This window comes from Piscinibacter sp. PDB1-1, from assembly GCF_056675995.1.
The window spans coordinates 872384-889274 of sequence record NZ_JBWVZJ010000001.1 but is presented as its reverse complement, the minus strand read 5'-3'; the positions used below and the strand labels follow the sequence as shown (position 1 = coordinate 889274).

The window sequence follows — 16891 nt, the reverse complement described above, 5'->3', positions numbered from 1 at the left end:
CGACGTTGCGCGTCCTCTGTCGGTCGCATCAGAGAGTGCTCTCTCGGAAGTGCGCTCAGGCCGCGAGCTATGCGATCACACTGCGACGTCTGCCTTGATTGGCGGGTGCGGGTCGTAGCCCTCGACGATGAAGTCGTCGATGGTGTAGTCGTCGATTCGATCGCGCTTGGTCACCAGCCGCATCTTCGGCGTAGGGCGCAAGGCTCTGGACAGCTGCTCTTGCGCCTGCGACACATGGTTTTGGTACAGGTGAACGTCCCCGCCCATCCAGATGAACTCCCCTAACTCGAGCCCCGCCTGTTGAGCCAGCATGTGTTGCAGTGCGACGGCGCCGACCCAGTTGAAGGGGACGCCCAGAAGAACGTCTGCGCTGCGCTGGTACAGGATGCAGCTCAATTTGCCGGTGCTGGACACGTGGTACTGATAGAGAAGATGGCAAGGCGGGAGCGACATCGCAGCGATGTCGGGAACATTCCACCCGTGAAACAAGATACGACGGCTCGCCGGGTTGTTCTTCAGGGCGTCGATCACCCCTGCGATCTGGTCGTGCTCCTTGCCGTCGGCGCCCAACCAGCGACGCCATTGCTTCCCGTAGACCGGGCCCAGGTCCCCCCACTTCTCTGCGAACGCTTCGTCAGCAAGGATGAGTGCCTCGAAGGCTTCCTGTGTGATGGCGGCGTCGACCTGCTTTCTGTAGTGCTGAAGCGGCCAGTCAGTCCAAATGCGAACGTTCTGTTGAAGCAACTCCCGGATATTGGTCTTCCCGGTAAGGAACCACAGCATCTCTTTGACTGCCGTTTTCCAGTACACGCGCTTGGTCGTCAGGGCAGGTAGGTCGCCTTCTGACAGATCGAAGCGTGCCATCGCTCCGAAGACCGCTCGCGTTCCGACTCCAGTTCGGTCGACTCTTGGGTCGCCGAAGCGGAGGACACGGTCGAGCAGGTCCAAGTACTGCTGTTCTGGGGTGTGCATCAGGGTGGTGTCCTATGAGAGGCAGCCACGCGGAACGCCGTAGAGGCGGGGGCTGCGACCACAAGTATCGCGCACGCCCTATGGCTGGGGGTGGTCGATGAGGATCGGCCTTCGACCACCGACTCGGTCGGCATTGCAGTCGATGTGGCGCGGATGGACATGATCAAGTTCGGGTGGCGGCGGGGGTAGACGACCCGTGCGTGCCAGCCGTCGGCACGCCAAACAGCGCCAGGAGTGCCAACACACCAATCGTCGCCGACACTGCGAGGGCGCCACTGCCCCAGCGGTCAAGCGCCAAGCCGAACAGCCACGGCGCAAGTGCCTGTGCAATGCGCGCGGGGGCCATCAGCAGCCCTTGCCGGTGTCCGTAACCCTTCGGCCCGAAGATGACCAGCGGGAGCGTGCCTTTGGCGATGGTGAGAACGCCGTTGCCGGCGCCGTGGAGGACTCCGAAGATGGCAGCCGCGGGCGCGCCAAACACGGCAAACAGCGCCACGCCGAGTGGGTGCATCGCCGCGGCCAGCCGGGTTGACAGCAATGGGTGCACCTTGCGCAGGAAACCAAACTCCAGCAATCGAGCACCCACCTGAGCCGGCCCGATGAGCGCCCCCACGAACACGGCGCCAGCGAGCGAGACTCCGGCCGCCTGCAGCAACCGGGGCAGATGGGCCGCCATCGCGGTACTGATGAACCACGTCGCCGCAAACACGAATGACAGCGCCAGCGTGGCACGCAGCGACGACTGCGGTTCCACCGCTGTCGACGGTTCCGCGACCTGGGCAATGTGCGGCTCTCGCGGCGCGACTCTGGGGAGGAAGGCATTCAGCGGGAGGCCCAACAGCAGGTGCAAGCCAGCCCACACGAAGCAGGTCCCTCGCCACCCATACTGCGCATCGAGAAACGTAGACAGCGGCCAGCCCACGGTACTGGCAAACCCGGCAACCAGCGTGATGCCGGTGATGCTCGTTCGCGAGTCCTTGCCGTAGAGACGCACGAGTGCCGCAAAGGCCGCCTCGTACAGACCGCTCCCCATGCCAAGGCCCAGCACGACCCAGGCAGCGAACAAGCCCATCGGGCCCTGGGCCAAGCCGAGGCCGGCCAGCCCAGCGGCGAAGACGAGGCTGCTGCCCATGAGCACTGGACGGCCACCGAGACGGTCGATGGCAGCGCCTGCCCTTGGCCCCAGGAGCGCCGAGACGATGAGAGCAACCGAGAAGGCGGCGAACACTGTCGGCGTGGAGACACCCAGGTCCCTGGCCATCGGCATCGCCAGCATCGCCGGCAGGTAGTAGGTGGATGCCCAGGCGAGTGTTTGCGCTGTTCCCAGTGCCGCGACGGTGCCCGAACGCCCGAGAGCCATGTATGCTCGTCAGATGGCGGCTTGCTTGACGCGTTGGGACAACTTCTCAGCCGCTTCCTTGCGCTCGCTGTAGCGGTCCAGCAGGTACGGTCCCAGGTCTCGTGTAAGCAGCGTGAACTTGAACAGCTCCTCGATGACGTCCACGACGCGGTCGTAGTAGGCCGAGGGCTTCATTCGGCCGTCTTCGGTGAACTCGTCGTACGCCTTTGCGACGGAGGATTGGTTTGGGATGGTCAGCATGCGCATCCACCGACCCAGCACGCGGAGCTGGTTGACGGCGTTGAAGCTCTGGGAGCCGCCTGAGACCTGCATGACAGCCAACGTCTTGCCCTGGGTGGGACGCACGGCGCCGACCGCGAGCGGTATCCAGTCAATCTGCGCTTTCATGATGCCGGTCATGGCGCCATGTCGTTCAGGGGAGCACCACACCATCCCCTCGGCCCAAGCTGCGAGCTGCCGCAACTCCTGAACCTTGGGATGCGTGTCCGGGGCATCATCGGGCAGTGGCAGGCCGGACGGGTCGAACACCTTCACGTCCCCGCCCATCGCTTCAAGCAGTCGCGCAGCTTCGAACGTCAGCAGTCGGCTGTATGACCTGGCCCGCAGCGAGCCATAGAGCAGCAGGAAGCGTGGGCGGTGCCTGGAGGGCTCGGCGACGGTCAGCCGCGCCTGGTCGGGCACATCGAAGAGGTCCGACTGGAGTGCCGGGAAGGTCGGGTCAGATTCGAACACGCTCAATCTTTCGTGGTCTCAGCTGCATCCGCAGCCGCTCAGGCCCTTGGACTTCTTCTGCTCGTCGAGCACGCAACAAGCACTTGCGTCCGCCTTGGCGGGGCCGCCGCAGCAGCCCGATGCTGGGGCCACGGAGGCCGTGACGGCCGCAGGTTCGGCCTCCGGTGCTGGCGTGCTGCAAGAAGACGTCCCGCACCCGCCGGGCGCCTTTTTGACGGGCAGACCGACGTCGAGCGCGGCGCTTGGCCCCCTGTGCGAACCACTGCCGGCGCTGGCCGTGGCACTCGCGCCAATGCTGCAGACACCGGTCTGCGGAAGCTCGAGTTCCACGCGGTCTGCCGCTTCGAGGTCGCCGGCGATGGCGGCCACAACCGAGCGGACCTGCTCGAAGCCGGTGGCCATCAGGAAAGTGGGCGCGCGTCCGTAGCTCTTGACGCCGACGGTGTACAGGCCTGGTTCGGGATGCGAGAGTTCGCGATGGCCATGGGGGCGCACCGTCCCGCAGCTGTGTTCATTCGGGTCGATGAGCGGGCCCAGTGCTTCGGTCGACTCCAGCCATGGGTCCAGTTTCACCCGCAGTTCACTCGTGAGCGACAGGTCGGGCCGTTGGCCGGTGGCACAGACGATCTCGTCCACCGCGTCGATGTGCCTGGGTTCGCCGTTGCGGTCGAGCCCAGACACGAGAAGCTTCCCGCCTTCCTGGGTGATTTCGGTGATGCGCAGGCCTGCATTGAACTTCAAAGCGCCTGTGTCACGCAGACGCCGCAGTGAAGCGCCCAAGGCGCCGCGCGCCGGCAGCGCATCCGCATCGCCGCCGCCGAAGACGCGCGTCAGAACGGGCGTGCGCACGCTCCAGACCAGCCTGGTAGTCGATGTCTGCTGTGAAAGCTCGGCCAATGCCAGCAGGGCGTTGGCGGCGCTGTGGCCGGCACCGACAACCAGCACCTTCTTGCCTTCGTAGCGCGGCCGATGGGCGCCTAGGACGTCTGGGATGCCATAGAAGATACGAGACGCGACTTCGCGCTCGCCGATGGCGGGCAGACCGCTCGCACCGACGGGGTTCGGCGAGTTCCAGGTGCCCGTGCTGTCGATGACGGCGCGGGCCCTCAGCTCGATAGGCTTGCCGTCGCGCACTGCTCGGATGACGAAGGGCGCGGTCTCCCGTCCCTTGCTCTTGACTTTGTCGAAGCCCTCGCGGGACACGGAGACCGCCTTCGTTCGCAGTTGCAGCGCGGCGGCGACCTCTGGCAGTTGCGCGAAGGGCTGCAGCACACGCTCGACCACCTCGCCAGCCAGCGGCAGCTCGCTCGACTCGGGAGGCTTCCAGCCGGTCGGCTCCAGCAGCTCCGCCATCGTGTGGTCGACGTTGTACTGCCAAGGCGAGAACAGCCGCACGTGGCCGTACTCCATGAGGTTCGCACCGACGCGGCCACCCGCTTCCAGTACGACGAACGGCAGCCTGCGGTCGATGAGCTTGGCAACAGCGGCCAGGCCGACGGGGCCGGCGCCGAGGACGGCAACAGGAAGATGCGCGAGTGGGGTCGACATGAAGTGTCTCCGGCGTAGAGGTGGGTTCAGCAGCAGGAGGCCGCGTCCGTGGTTTTGGAGACGGGCAAGCCCCTGCAGCAGTTCTTGGTGAGGAATCCGATGACGCCGTCCATGAGCTCGTAGGCGGCGCGGTAATGCAGGTAGCGTCCCTTTTGCTCGGACGTCACCAAGCCGGCGATGGCCAGCTCCTTCAGATGGAAGGACAACTTGTTGGGCGGGACGCCAAGCCGTTCGGTCAGAACGGAAGGCGTCACCCCTTCGGGCCCGGCGACAACCAGCTCCCGGAATACATCGAGTCGGATCTCATGCGCCAGGGCGCCGAGTGCTCGGATGACTTGGTCTTTGTGCATATGCTTCAAGAATACTTGAAGCATTGAATTGTGTCAACGAGGCTGCAGGACGCTAGGTGTTTTTTCTCTCGTACCACCCCTGCGAACGATTCACGACCGCAACGACCGCCAGCATCACGGGCACCTCGATGAGAACGCCCACCACCGTTGCGAGCGCGGCGCCGGACTGGAAGCCGAAGAGGCTGATGGCCGCGGCGACTGCGAGCTCGAAGAAGTTGCTGGCACCAATGAGAGCCGATGGGCCGGCCACGCAGTGCTGCACGCCGAGCTTGCGGTTCAGCCAGTAGGCCAGCCCCGAGTTGAAGATGACCTGGATGAGGATAGGTACCGCCAGCAACGCGATGACGAGCGGCTGCTTGATGATGGCCTCGCCCTGGAAGGCGAACAGCAGCACCAAGGTCAGCAGCAACGCAGCGATGGAGAACGGCCCCAGCTTCGATGCGACGGACTGGAAGTGCTGGGTGCCCTTGCTCAGCAGGCGCTTTCGCCACAGCTGCGCCAGGATGACCGGAATGACGATGTACAGGCCGACCGAAGTCAAGAGGGTGTCCCAGGGCACGGTGATAGACGACAGGCCCAGAAGCAGCGCGACGATGGGCGCGAAGGCCACGACCATGATGGCGTCGTTGAGCGCGACCTGGGAAAGCGTGAAGTAGGGGTCGCCCTTGCAGAGCTGACTCCAGACAAACACCATCGCAGTGCAAGGTGCTGCCGCCAGCAGGATGAGGCCCGCCACGTAGCTGTCGAGCTGGTCTTGCGGGAGGTAGGGCGCAAACACGTGGCGGATGAACACCCAGCCCAGCAGCGCCATCGAAAACGGTTTGACGGCCCAGTTGATGAAGAGGGTGACGCCGATGCCGCGGGCGTGGGCCTTGACCTGGCCGAGCGCAGCGAAGTCAATCTTCAGCAGCATCGGAATGATCATCACCCAGATGAGCACGCCTACCGGGATGTTGACCTTGGCCACATCAAGGGCGCCCACCGCTTGGAAGAACGTTGGCGCCACCTGGCCCAGCAAGATGCCCGCGACGATGCAAAGCGCCACCCAGACGGTCAGGTAGCGCTCGAAGAAGCTGATCGCCGGTGCCGCGGAATTCGGCGCGCTGGTGCGTACTAGCTCTGACGTGCTCATGCTCAGCTTTCCGAAATTTCGAGGAGCGCCTGCTTGAGGTCAGCGTCGCTCAGGGTCTCAAGCGGCAGCTGCAGCAACTGAAGCAGCCGATAGCTGATGGCTTGGCGAGTGAGCTCAAACGCGTTCGCCTTGTCAGCCTCCGGCGCGTTTGAAGGGTCTGGGTAACCCCAATGCACCTTGACTGGCTGCCCATTGCCACCGAAGAAGACGGGGCACTGCTCAGCGGCGGCGCTGTCGCACACCGTGATGACCACGCGAAGGGGCACGCTGCCCGCCACAGTGAATTCATCCCAGCTCTTGGAACGGAATTCGGTGACGTCGACCCCGGCGTTGACCAATGCTTCCAATGCGTACGGGTTGATGCGGCCGCTCGGCGTGCTGCCTGCACTATGGCCGCGCACGTCCCTGCCGAGCTTCTTCGCCAAGTGATTGAGCATGCCCTCGCCGAGGACGCTTCGTGCGCTGTTGTGCGTGCACAGGATGAGAACGTGGGTGGTCATGTCAGGCCCTGCCGATGTCTTTGAATTCTTTGTGGATGGCCAACCGGTCAAGGCTTGCCAATGGCAGCGCCATCATCAGTTCGATGCGCCGTTTCAGTGTGACGGCGGCGTCGTGGAACGCTTTGGCCTTCGCCGCGTCCGAGCCTACGACAGCTGCCGGGTCGGGCATGCCCCAGTGCGCCGTCAGGGGTTGACCGGGCCAGACCGGGCACACCTCGCCAGCGGCCGAATCGCAGACCGTAAAGACGAGGTCCTGGTGCACTGCGCCGGGAGCAGCGAACTCTTCCCAGCTCTTGCTGCGCAAGCCATCCGTCGGGATGCCCAGGGACCGAAGCTCGCTCAGCGCGAAGGGGTTCACCTCACCCTTGGCTTGGCTCCCCGCGGAATAAGCCTTGAAGCGGCCATTCCCGACGTGGTTCAGCAGGGCTTCCGCAAGGATGGATCTGGCCGAGTTGCCGGTGCAGATGAAGAGTACGTTGTAGGGCTTGATGTCGTCGGCCATGGAGCTTCTCAGCAGTCACACGTAGCAGAGGCGGGCACGATGGCGCAGGCGGCACCGTCGCAGCAGTTCTCGGTCAGGTACTTCAGGACGTCGTTGAAGTGCTCGAAGGCAGCCCGGTAGATGTGATTGCGGCTGGACCGCTCCAGCGTGACCAGGCCGGCTGTCGCCATCTCCTTCAAGTGGAAGGAGAGCGTGGTTCCGGGAATGCCGAGCCCTTCTTGCATCACCCCTGGCGTCAAGCCCTGGCTGCCTGAGGCAACGAGCGCACGAAATACCTTCAGCCTGACGGGATGGGCCAGGCCGCTCAAGGCCTGCACGACAACGAATTCTTCCATGCCGCGACATTACCAGGGAAGTCGCAGAATACTGATGACACTTTGATGACGGCGGGCGCGGCGCGTGCGACGGGCGCTCCAAAGCGATGTGCTCCAGCGCGTTCTCGCGCCTGCGCTGCGATCGCTATTCCAGGGCACCGCTTGGGCGCCCGTGCTGTGCGACAGGCGTGATCAGCCTTGCGCCGGCTCGCGCAGGAAGATCTCCACCCGGCGGTTCTTGGCGCGGCCCGCGGCGCTGTTGTTGTCGGCGATGGGCTCGTGCGAGCCCCGGCCTGAGGTGCTCACGCGCGAACTCGGGAAGCCGCGGCCTGCCAGGTAGTCGCGCACGCTCTGGGCCCGCTCGAGCGAGAGCGGGTTGTTGATCGCATCGGAGCCGGTGCTGTCGGTGTGGCCAACGATGTTCACGAGCACGCCTTGATCGCCCTGCAGGCTGGTGGCGAACGAATCGAGCAGGCCCCGCAGTTCGGGCTTGATGTCGGCCCGGTTGGTGTCGAAGGAGATGTCGCTCGGCGCGCTGAGCTTCAGTTGGTTGTCTGCCGTGCGTTCCACCTCCACACCCGTGCCTTTGGATGCCTGCTCCATCGCTACGCGGCGCTCTTCCTGCTTCTTCGACCAGATGTTGCCGGCCACTGCGCCGACCACGCCGCCCACGGCGGCACCGACGCCGGCCTTGCCACCGGTGGCTGCGCTGATCACAGCGCCCGTGGCCGCGCCAATGCCTGCGCCGGCGGCCGTGCCCTTTTGCTCGGCGGTCATGCTCTCGCAGCCTGCGAGCAGCAGGGACGAGGCGGCGAGGGCGGCGACGAGCGGGTGCAGCATGCAACGGGTGTTCATGTCGATCTCCTTCAGAGTCGTTGTGGGTTTGTTCTCAAGTGTGCCGGGGCCACAGAGGGGGTGTCTGTCAGAAACCCCGAACTGGCGCTGTGAGGTGAGGCCTACAAGGGTGGCATGCCGTCACAGCTCGAACTGCAAGGCCGCCAGCTGGGCGTAGAGGCCGCCGGCCGCGGCCAGTTCGGCGTGCGTGCCGGTCTCGACGATGTGGCCGTGCTCCAGCACCACGATGCGATTAGCGCGCTGCACGGTCGCCAAGCGGTGCGCGATGACGAGCGTGGTGCGGCCCTGCATGGCCGATTCGAGCGCTGCCTGCACCATGCGTTCGCTTTCGGCGTCGAGTGCGCTGGTGGCTTCGTCGAGCAGGAGCAGCGGCGGGTTCTTCAGGATCGCGCGGGCGATGCTGATGCGTTGGCGTTGGCCGCCCGACAGGCGCACGCCGCGCTCGCCAAGGAACGTGCTGTAGCCCTCGGGCAATTGGCGGATGAAGTCATCGGCGAACGCGGCTTGCGCCGCCGCGAACACTTCTTCGTCTGTTGCGGTGGGGCGGCCATAGCGGATGTTTTCCATCGCGTTGGCCGAGAAGATCACGCTCTCTTGCGGAACAATGCCGATGCGTTCGCGCAGGTCGTGCAATGAGATCTGCCGCAGCGGCACGCCGTCGAGCGTGATCTCGCCCTGGGCGGCGTCGTAGAAGCGCAGCAGCAGTTGGAACACCGTGCTCTTGCCGGCACCGCTCGGGCCCACCAGGGCCACGGTCTCGCCCGGCTGCACAGCAAGGTCGATGTGCGAGAGCGCAGGCCGCGTCGGGCGCGACGGGTAGTGGAAGCTGATGTCGCGCAGGGCGATCGTCGAGCCGCTGCGCGGTGCGGGCAGGGCGGTGGGTTGCGCGGGCGATTCGATGGGCGAGCGCGCGGCCAGCAGCTCCATCAGGCGTTCGGTGGCACCGGCTGCGCGCAGCAGGTCGCCATAGACCTCCGAGAGCACGGCCACGCTGCTCACCAGGATGATGACGAACACCACCGTCTGGCCCAGGTGCCCGGCCGAGATCTCGCCGCGCATGACCGACTGGGTGCCCTGGTACAGGCCCCACAGCAAGGTGCCGAAGGTGGCGGTGATGATGAAGGCGACCAGGAACGAGCGCATGCGTGTGCGCTTGATGGCGGTGCCGAACGCATGCTCGGTGGCGCGGTCGAAGCGGGCGGCCTCGCGCTGCTCTTGCGTGTAGCTCTGCACCACGGGGATCGCGTTCAGCACCTCGGAGGCAATCGCGGCCGAATCGGCCACGCGGTCCTGGCTGGCGCGGCTGAGCTTGCGCACGCGCCGCCCGAAGTAGAGCGACGGCAACACCACGATCACGAGCACGCCCAGCACCTGTGACATCACGTACGGGTTGGTGATGATCAAGGCCACCATCGCGCCGATGCCCATCACGGTGTTGCGCAGCCCCATCGACAGGCTGGAGCCGACGACCGTCTGCACGAGCGTGGTGTCGGTCGTCAGGCGCGACAGCACCTCGCCGGTTTGCGTGGTTTCGAAGAACTCCGGGCTTTGACGCAGCACGTGGCTGTAGACGGCATTGCGAAGGTCGGCGGTCACGCGCTCGCCGAGCCAGCTCACGGCGTAGAAGCGCGCGGCCGAGAAGACGCCCAGTGCGGCGCCCACGCCGAAGAGCGCGAAGAAGTGGCCCTGCATCGCCATCGCGCGTTCGCCGGGGTCGTTGGCGACCCAGCCCTGGTCGATCAAGGAGCGCAGCGCGAGCGGGAACACCAGCGTGGCACCCGCTGCCAGCACCAGGAACAGCGCCGCCAGGCCGATCTGCCACCGGTAGGGCTGCAAGAAGGGCCACAGGCCGGAGAGTGAGCGCACGTTGCGCTCGGGGCCGGGCGCACGGCCGGGGGCGGATTGGAGTTCAGGCATCTGGCGAGTCTAGGCGGCGCGTGCATGAATGCACATGCCGACCTTGGCTTGCCAAGTATTCGCCTTGACAGTAGTTGCCTAGGCAAGTATATTGAGCGCAGGAGATTGCATTCACCATGCCCAAAGCCCCGACTCCCGCCGAGTTCTACCGCCCCAACGCCTATGGCGCGGACGAGAGCGTGGGTTACCTCGTGCGCCGCGTGCTGATCTCGATCCGTCAAGAGGCCGACAAGCAACTCGAGCCTCACGGCCTGACCCACGCGCAGTGGGAGCCGCTGTTCAAGCTGCGCAAGGGCCCGGCGTCGACTGTGGCGGAGCTCGCACGCGAGCTGCAGACCGACCCCGGCGCCACGACCCGCCTGCTCGATCGCCTCGAGGCAAAGGGCTTGTGCAAACGGGTGCGCTCCACCGAAGACCGCCGCGTGGTCAACCTGGAGCTCACGCCCGACGGCGAGCAGGTGGCTGACCAGATCCCCGGTGTGCTGTCCGAGGTGATGAACCAGCACCTGGCCGGTTTCTCGAAGACCGAATGGCAGGCCTTGCTCGGTTACCTGCAGCGCATGCTGGACAACGGCGAGGCCCTGCGCGGCCAATCCTGACTGTTGAGCAAGTGCTTGTGTCAGTTTGCGTTCATTTATATGCCTAAGCAAATAAAGCCTAAACAAAGTTATCGATCACTCATCATGAACAAACCCACCCTGACCCTCGCCCGCTTGCGAGCCGACTGGCCCGCGCTGACCGCCCTGGTGACGGCCCTGGCATCCACGCTGGTGCTCACGCTCGCCGGTTGCGCCAGCACCGCCGGCCTGCCACCTTCGGCGGCGCAGCCGGTCACGCCAACCAAGCTCGGCCTGTCGGACGCCGACACTGCCCAAGCCGTTGCCGGCGACTGGTGGACAGCCTTCGGCGACGAGACGATGTCGGCGCTGATCACGCAGGCGCTCGAGGGCAACCCGAACCTGCGCGTGGCGCAAGCCCGCCTGGCCCGCGCCCAGGCCGGTGCCGACATCACCCGCTCGCTCAACGGCCCGCAGATCAACGCCAGCGCCGACGCGACGCGCCAGCACTACACCGCCAACGGCATGATCCCCGCACCACTGGGCGGCAGCATGCGTGACACCGCCACGGTGCAGCTCAGCGGCTCGTGGGAGCTCGACTTCTTCGGCCGCAACCGCGCCGCGCTCGATGCCGCCATCGGCACCGAACGCGCCGCCGAAGCCGACGTGCAGGCAGCCCGCGTGCTGCTTTCCACCAACGTGGCGCACGCCTACCTGCAGCTTGCCCGGCTGGTCGAGCTGCGCGACGTGGCCGCACGCGCACTCGCGCAACGCGAAGAAACGCTCGAGTTGATCCGCCAGCGCGTGCAGGCGGGCCTGGACACCCAGGTCGAACTGCGCCAGGGCGAGAGCCTGGTGCCCGAGACGCGCGTGGCGCTCGAAGCCTTCGACGAGCAGATCGTGCTCACCCGACACGCCCTGGCCGCGCTCACCGCGCAGCCCCAGCAGGCGCTCGATACGCTCGCGCCGCCGCTTCAGACTGTGCAGGCCGTGCCGCTGCCGGCGCGCGTGCCCGCCGACCTGCTCGGCCGCCGCGCCGACATCAGCGCCGCACGCTGGCGCGTCGAGGCCGCCAGCAGCGACGTGGCATCGGCCCGAGCGCAGTTCTATCCGAACGTGAATCTCGTCGCCTTCGTGGGCGTCTCCAGCATCGGGCTGGATCGCCTCTTCAAGAGCGGCAGCGAGCAGTACGGAATCGGCCCGGCGATCCGCCTGCCCATCTTCGATTCGGGCCGCCTGCGTGCCAACCTGAGCGGCAAGCGCGCCGATCTCGACGCGGCCGTCGAAAGCTACAACGCCACCGTGATCGACGCGGTGCGCGATGTCTCGGACCAGATCGCATCGCTGCAATCGATCGCGCGCCAGCAAGCCGAGCAGGCCAATGCGCGCACGGCATCGGAGGCGGCCTACGACCTCGCCGTGCAGCGCTACAAGGCCGGCCTGGGTACCTACCTCACCGTGCTCAACGCCGAAACCAACGTGCTCACGCAGCGGCGCAACGGCACCGACCTTAAGGCCCGCGCCATCGACACGCAAGTGACGCTGATCCGCGCGCTGGGGGGTGGCTATTCCACGCCCGACACCCGCATCGCCACGGCCGCACGCTGACCTTCCACAGAAAACCTCAGTTGCCACAAGCAGACAACGCAGATCCCCGGAGAACCACCCATGAACGCTCCTGAAACCACCCAACCCGCCGGCAACCCCGCACGCAAGAAGGCGCTGGCCGCCGTGGCCGCCCTCGTCGCCGTCGGCGGCCTGGCCTATGGCGCCTACTACGCGCTCGTGCTCAACCACTACGAGCACACCGACAACGCCTACGTGCAGGGCAATGTCGTGCAGATCACGCCGCAGGTGGGTGGCACGGTGCAGGCCATCAGCGTGGACGACACCGATTTCGTCAAGGCCGGCCAGGTGCTCGTGAAGCTCGACCCGGCCGATGCCCGCGTGGCGCTCGACCAGGCCGAAGCCCAGCTCGCACAGACCGTGCGCGAGGTGCGCACCCTGTTCGGCAACAACGGCACGCTGAAGGCGCAGATCGCACTGCGCGAGGCCGACCTGGCCCGCGCGCAGAGCGATGTTGCCCGCGCGCAAGACGACGTGGCCCGCCGCACGCCGCTGCTCGCCACCGGCGCCGTCGGCAAGGAAGAGTTCAACCACAGCACATCGCAACTCACCGCCGCCAAGAGCGCGGTGGCGGCGGCGCAGTCGGCCATCACCGCGGCGCGCGAGCAGCTGGCGGCCAACCAGGCGCTCACCGACAACACCTCGGTCGAAGACCACCCCAGCGTTCAGCGCGCCGCGGCGCGCGTGCGCGAGGCCTACCTCGCCGTCAAGCGCAGCGAACTCACCGCCCCGGTGGATGGCTTCATCGCCAAGCGCAGCGTGCAGCTCGGCCAGCGCGTGCCGGCCGGCGCGCCGCTGATGTCGGTGATCGCGCTGAACGATGTGTGGGTCGACGCCAACTTCAAGGAAAGCCAGTTGCGCAACCTGCGCATCGGCCAGCCCGTGACGCTCACCGCCGACATGTACGGCAGCAAGGTCGAGTACCACGGCAAGGTCGAAGGCCTGGGCGCGGGAACGGGCGCAGCGTTCGCGTTGCTCCCGGCACAGAACGCCACCGGCAACTGGATCAAGGTGGTGCAGCGCCTGCCGGTGCGCGTGTCGATCGACGCGGCCCAGCTCGCCGAGCACCCGCTGCGCGTGGGCTTGTCGATGGAAGCGCGCGTGGACATCAGCGACACCAGCGGCAAGACGCTCGCCAGCGCGAACGAAGCGCACCCGGTGGTGCCTGGCCAGGCGCTCGAAGGTGCCCAACCTGACGCCGATGCCGAAGTGCGCAAGATCATCGCCGCCAACCTCGGCCGCGCTCCCAAGGGCGGCGACACCGCCCGCACACACCGCTCGTCGCCGGCGCCTGTTGCCGCGCTTGGCTCGTCGGCCGGTGCCGCGGGTGTCATCGGCGCCGCCAAGTAAACCGGACCGCAGCAGGGCTTGAGCATGTCTTCCACCACGGCCGATCAGGCAGTCACACAGAGCAGCGCGAGCGCGGAGCCGGCTCAGCCGCCGGCATCGGCCGCCAAGCCTGCGCACGTGTCATTCCCGCCGCTCACCGGCGGCCAGCTTGTGCTGGGCACGGTGGCGCTGTCGCTCGCCACGTTCATGAACGTGCTCGACAGCTCCATCGCCAACGTGTCCATCCCGGCGATTGCGGGTGACCTGGGTGTGAGCCCGACGCAAGGCACCTGGGTCATCACCTCGTTCGGCGTAGCCAATGCCATCTCGGTGCCGCTCACCGGGTGGCTCACGCAGCGCTTCGGGCAGGTGCGGCTTTTCACGGCGAGCATCCTGCTCTTCGTGATGGCCTCGTGGCTGTGCGGCCTCGCACCCAGCATCGAGATGCTGATCGGGTTCCGCGTGCTGCAAGGCTTGGTGGCAGGTCCGATGATCCCGCTGTCGCAAACCCTCCTGCTCGCCAGCTACCCGCCCGCCAAGGCGGGCATCGCGATGGCGATGTGGGCCATGACGGTGCTCGTGGCGCCCGTGGTCGGGCCCCTGCTCGGCGGCTGGATCACCGATGCCATCTCATGGCCGTGGATCTTCTACATCAACATCCCCGTGGGTTTGATCGCCGCAGGCCTCACCTGGTCGATCTACCGCAGCCGCGACCCGGGGCCACGCCGCGTGCCGCTCGACACCATCGGCCTCGTGTTGCTGGTGCTGTTCGTGGGCGCGATGCAGATCATGGTCGACAAGGGCAAGGAGCTCGACTGGTTCGAATCCAGCGAGATCGTTGCGCTGGCGGTGGTGGCGGTGGTGAGCTTTCTGTTCTTCCTTGCGTGGGAGCTCACCGAGAAACACCCGATCGTCAACCTGCGCCTGTTCGCGCGGCGCAACTTCTGGATCGGCACGGTGTCGCTGTCGCTGGCCTACGGTCTCTTCTTCGGCAATGTGGTGCTGATGCCGCTGTGGCTGCAGCAGTTCATGGGCTACACGGCCACCTGGGCAGGCATCGCGCTCGCGCCCGTGGGCCTGCTGGCCATCGTGCTCTCGCCCTGGGTGGGCAAGAACGTGCGCGTGATCGACCCGCGCAAGCTCACCACCGTGGCCTTCCTGGGCTTCGGGCTGGTGTTGTGGATGCGCTCGCGCTTCAACACCCAGGCCGACTTCTGGACCATCATGATCCCGACCCTGATGCAGGGCGCGGCCATGGCGTTCTTCTTCATCCCGCTGCAGGCCATCACCTTCTCGGGCCTGAAGCCGCACGAGATGCCCTCGGCCGCCGGTCTGAGCAACTTCGTGCGTATCACGGCCGGCGCGGTGGGGACATCGCTCTTCACCACGATCTGGGACAGCCGCGCGACGCTGCACCATGTGCAACTGGCCGAGACCATCAACCTCGGCAGCGGTACGGCGGTGCAGACACTCGCCCAGCTCGAAGCCGGCGGCTACACGCGCGAACAGGCGCTCGGCACCGTGAACCGCCTGATCGACCAGCAGGCCTACACCATGGCGGCGACGGATCTGTTCTGGATCTCGTCGATGTTGTTCCTCGCGCTGATCGCGGTGGTGTGGCTGGCGCGGCCCGAGAAGGGCGGTGTGGCCGCCGATGCGGGCGGGGCGCACTGAGGCAACTCAATGAGGTGGCGTGCGTCGGGACAGACGCACGCCACCGTTCCCTGAAGCTGCGGCCTCAGCGTTGCTCGTACACCCGGATCGTCACCCGCCCCAAGCCGGGCGTGATGGTGCCGACGAACTGCCGGTTGTTGAGCGCGGCATACGCGCCGTCGCTCCTCGCCTCGAACATCACCTGCGTGAGGTCACCGCCCGCGAAGTTGCCGCAATTGCGCACGACGATGGTTTCGCCGTTGCTCGCCTTGAGCGTGTAGCGTGCCTCGATCTGCAGGCCGCCGCCCGGGTTGAGCTGGTAGTCGGCCCCGCCGGCGTTCACTGAGCCGCCGACGAGCGAGCCACTCAAGCTGCCGCCGGTGATCGGGATGATGTTGCGCGACCCCGACTTCGAGCTGCCTACCGACTGCGAGCTGCCGATGCTCACGCGCGCCTGCAGCACCTCGCTGCCTTGCGTGGCGGTGGCCGGCGGGTAGCTGCAGTTCCAGGCCTGCTGGCGCACGCCGTTGTCGGCCGGCACGCGCACGATGGCGTGGGCCGGGTTGGGCGTGGCGGACACCGCGTACACCGAGACCTCCACGCTGCCATTGGCCAGCGTGCGGCGCTTGCCGACGTAGGTACCGGCATTGAGCCACTGCAGGCTGCTGCTCGAAGGCGCCTCGAAGTCGGCCACGAAGCGCACATCGCTGCCGTCGGCCACACCGCAACTGCGCATGTAGACCAGGGTACCGCTGCTCGACCGCAGCACGTAGCGGCTCTCGTGCTCGACCGCGCCGCTGGGCAGCGTGAGGTCGAAGTCGATCGAGCCGCCCTGGATGCTGCCGCTCACGCGCGAGCCACTCACGCTGCCGCCGCTGTTGGGCGTGAAGCGCCGCGCACCATAGGGCGTGTTGCCCACGGCGAGCGGCGTGCCGCGCGCCAATGTGGCGGTGAACACCGGCGTGCCACCCGTGGGTTCGGGGATGCCCCCCGGCAGCCCGCAGGCCCAGCTTGCGTCGGGCACGATGGTCGTGCCGGCGCTCGGGTTCGGGTTGCAGTTGGGCTCGCAACCGCCCGCAGGGGTGCCTTCGAGCTTCACCGAAGCGATGGTGTAGTTCTCGAGCACGCTGCTGGCGTTCAGCGCGAATTGCAGGCTGACCGAGCTGACACCGTCTCCGAGGTTGAAGCTCGCCGAGCCCGACGCACTTCGAGTCGATTCGAGCGTGCGCGTCTGGCCATTCACGATGGCGGTGAGCACCGCGCTCTCGCCCGTGTCCAGGCCGGAGGTGGCACGGGTGACCGTGAGCACCAGGCCGTTGTGGCCGGTGGTGCTGATGGCGGGCGAGTTGAGTCGCCCGGGCGAACTGCCGCCGCGTAGCCGCGCGCCTTCCGACACGAGCGACACGCTGCCTGTGGCGGCGAAGCTGCCCAAGCCGCTTGCGAACTGCTGTTCGAGCAGCACCGCCGCCTGTGCCGCGAATGCGCACGCACTCAGCGCCGCGCCGAGGAGACCCCGGCGCAGATGTTGATGGAGATTCATCTTC

The 16891-nt window shown here is 66.6% G+C and carries 16 protein-coding genes; 4 read left to right on the top strand and 12 right to left on the bottom strand.

Features of this window, described 5'->3' with window-relative positions; all coding sequences use genetic code 11:
* Positions 1–75: 75 nt before the first annotated feature.
* From thyA to AC1KAR_RS03935, 11 genes are all read right to left on the bottom strand, one after another.
* Complete coding sequence (thyA, locus tag AC1KAR_RS03985) at positions 76–972, bottom strand: thymidylate synthase (RefSeq protein WP_480314684.1); 897 nt, start codon at positions 970–972, stop codon at positions 76–78.
* 163 nt (positions 973–1135) lie between these two features.
* Positions 1136–2332, bottom strand: coding sequence for an MFS transporter (locus tag AC1KAR_RS03980; protein WP_480314682.1), 1197 nt, complete (start codon positions 2330–2332; stop codon positions 1136–1138).
* 9 nt (positions 2333–2341) lie between these two features.
* Positions 2342–3064: an arsenical resistance protein ArsH gene (gene arsH / locus AC1KAR_RS03975; protein ID WP_480314680.1), complete on the bottom strand. Its 723-nt coding sequence runs from the start codon at positions 3062–3064 to the stop codon at positions 2342–2344.
* A gap of 18 nt (positions 3065–3082) precedes the next feature.
* Complete coding sequence (locus AC1KAR_RS03970; protein ID WP_480314678.1) at positions 3083–4612, bottom strand: NAD(P)-binding domain-containing protein; 1530 nt, start codon at positions 4610–4612, stop codon at positions 3083–3085.
* A gap of 26 nt (positions 4613–4638) precedes the next feature.
* Positions 4639–4962, bottom strand: a complete 324-nt coding sequence (locus tag AC1KAR_RS03965; protein ID WP_480317749.1) for an ArsR/SmtB family transcription factor — start codon at positions 4960–4962, stop codon at positions 4639–4641.
* A 52-nt stretch (positions 4963–5014) separates the two neighbouring features.
* The gene (gene arsB, locus AC1KAR_RS03960) at positions 5015–6094 is read right to left on the bottom strand and encodes an ACR3 family arsenite efflux transporter (RefSeq protein WP_480314676.1); all 1080 of its coding nucleotides are present in this window, start codon (positions 6092–6094) and stop codon (positions 5015–5017) included.
* A 2-nt stretch (positions 6095–6096) separates the two neighbouring features.
* Positions 6097–6594: an arsenate reductase ArsC gene (locus AC1KAR_RS03955; protein ID WP_480314674.1), complete on the bottom strand. Its 498-nt coding sequence runs from the start codon at positions 6592–6594 to the stop codon at positions 6097–6099.
* A gap of 1 nt (position 6595) precedes the next feature.
* On the bottom strand, positions 6596–7096 hold the full coding sequence (locus tag AC1KAR_RS03950) for an arsenate reductase ArsC (protein WP_480314672.1): 501 nt from the start codon (positions 7094–7096) through the stop codon (positions 6596–6598).
* A gap of 8 nt (positions 7097–7104) precedes the next feature.
* Positions 7105–7431: an ArsR/SmtB family transcription factor gene (locus tag AC1KAR_RS03945; protein ID WP_480314670.1), complete on the bottom strand. Its 327-nt coding sequence runs from the start codon at positions 7429–7431 to the stop codon at positions 7105–7107.
* Between the two features lie 171 nt (positions 7432–7602).
* Positions 7603–8265 carry a YiaD family glycine zipper/OmpA-like lipoprotein gene (locus tag AC1KAR_RS03940; RefSeq protein ID WP_480314668.1) on the bottom strand — a complete coding sequence of 221 codons (663 nt, stop codon included), beginning with the start codon at positions 8263–8265 and terminating at the stop codon, positions 7603–7605.
* A 120-nt stretch (positions 8266–8385) separates the two neighbouring features.
* Positions 8386–10182, bottom strand: coding sequence for an ABC transporter transmembrane domain-containing protein (locus AC1KAR_RS03935; protein ID WP_480314666.1), 1797 nt, complete (start codon positions 10180–10182; stop codon positions 8386–8388).
* 116 nt (positions 10183–10298) lie between these two features.
* Here AC1KAR_RS03935 and AC1KAR_RS03930 point away from each other — a divergent pair, with 116 nt between their 5' ends.
* From AC1KAR_RS03930 to AC1KAR_RS03915, 4 genes are all read left to right on the top strand, one after another.
* On the top strand, positions 10299–10781 hold the full coding sequence (locus AC1KAR_RS03930) for a MarR family winged helix-turn-helix transcriptional regulator (RefSeq protein ID WP_480314664.1): 483 nt from the start codon (positions 10299–10301) through the stop codon (positions 10779–10781).
* 84 nt (positions 10782–10865) lie between these two features.
* On the top strand, positions 10866–12347 hold the full coding sequence (locus tag AC1KAR_RS03925) for an efflux transporter outer membrane subunit (protein WP_480314662.1): 1482 nt from the start codon (positions 10866–10868) through the stop codon (positions 12345–12347).
* Positions 12348–12407: 60 nt separating this feature from the next.
* Entirely contained in the window at positions 12408–13715 is a 1308-nt protein-coding gene (locus AC1KAR_RS03920; RefSeq protein WP_480314660.1) for an EmrA/EmrK family multidrug efflux transporter periplasmic adaptor subunit, read from the top strand.
* 24 nt (positions 13716–13739) lie between these two features.
* Positions 13740–15368: a DHA2 family efflux MFS transporter permease subunit gene (locus tag AC1KAR_RS03915; protein WP_480314658.1), complete on the top strand. Its 1629-nt coding sequence runs from the start codon at positions 13740–13742 to the stop codon at positions 15366–15368.
* A gap of 64 nt (positions 15369–15432) precedes the next feature.
* Here the strand turns inward: AC1KAR_RS03915 and AC1KAR_RS03910 are convergent, their stop codons facing one another.
* Positions 15433–16887, bottom strand: coding sequence for a DUF3237 family protein (locus AC1KAR_RS03910; protein ID WP_480314656.1), 1455 nt, complete (start codon positions 16885–16887; stop codon positions 15433–15435).
* Between the last annotated feature and the right edge of the window lie 4 nt (positions 16888–16891).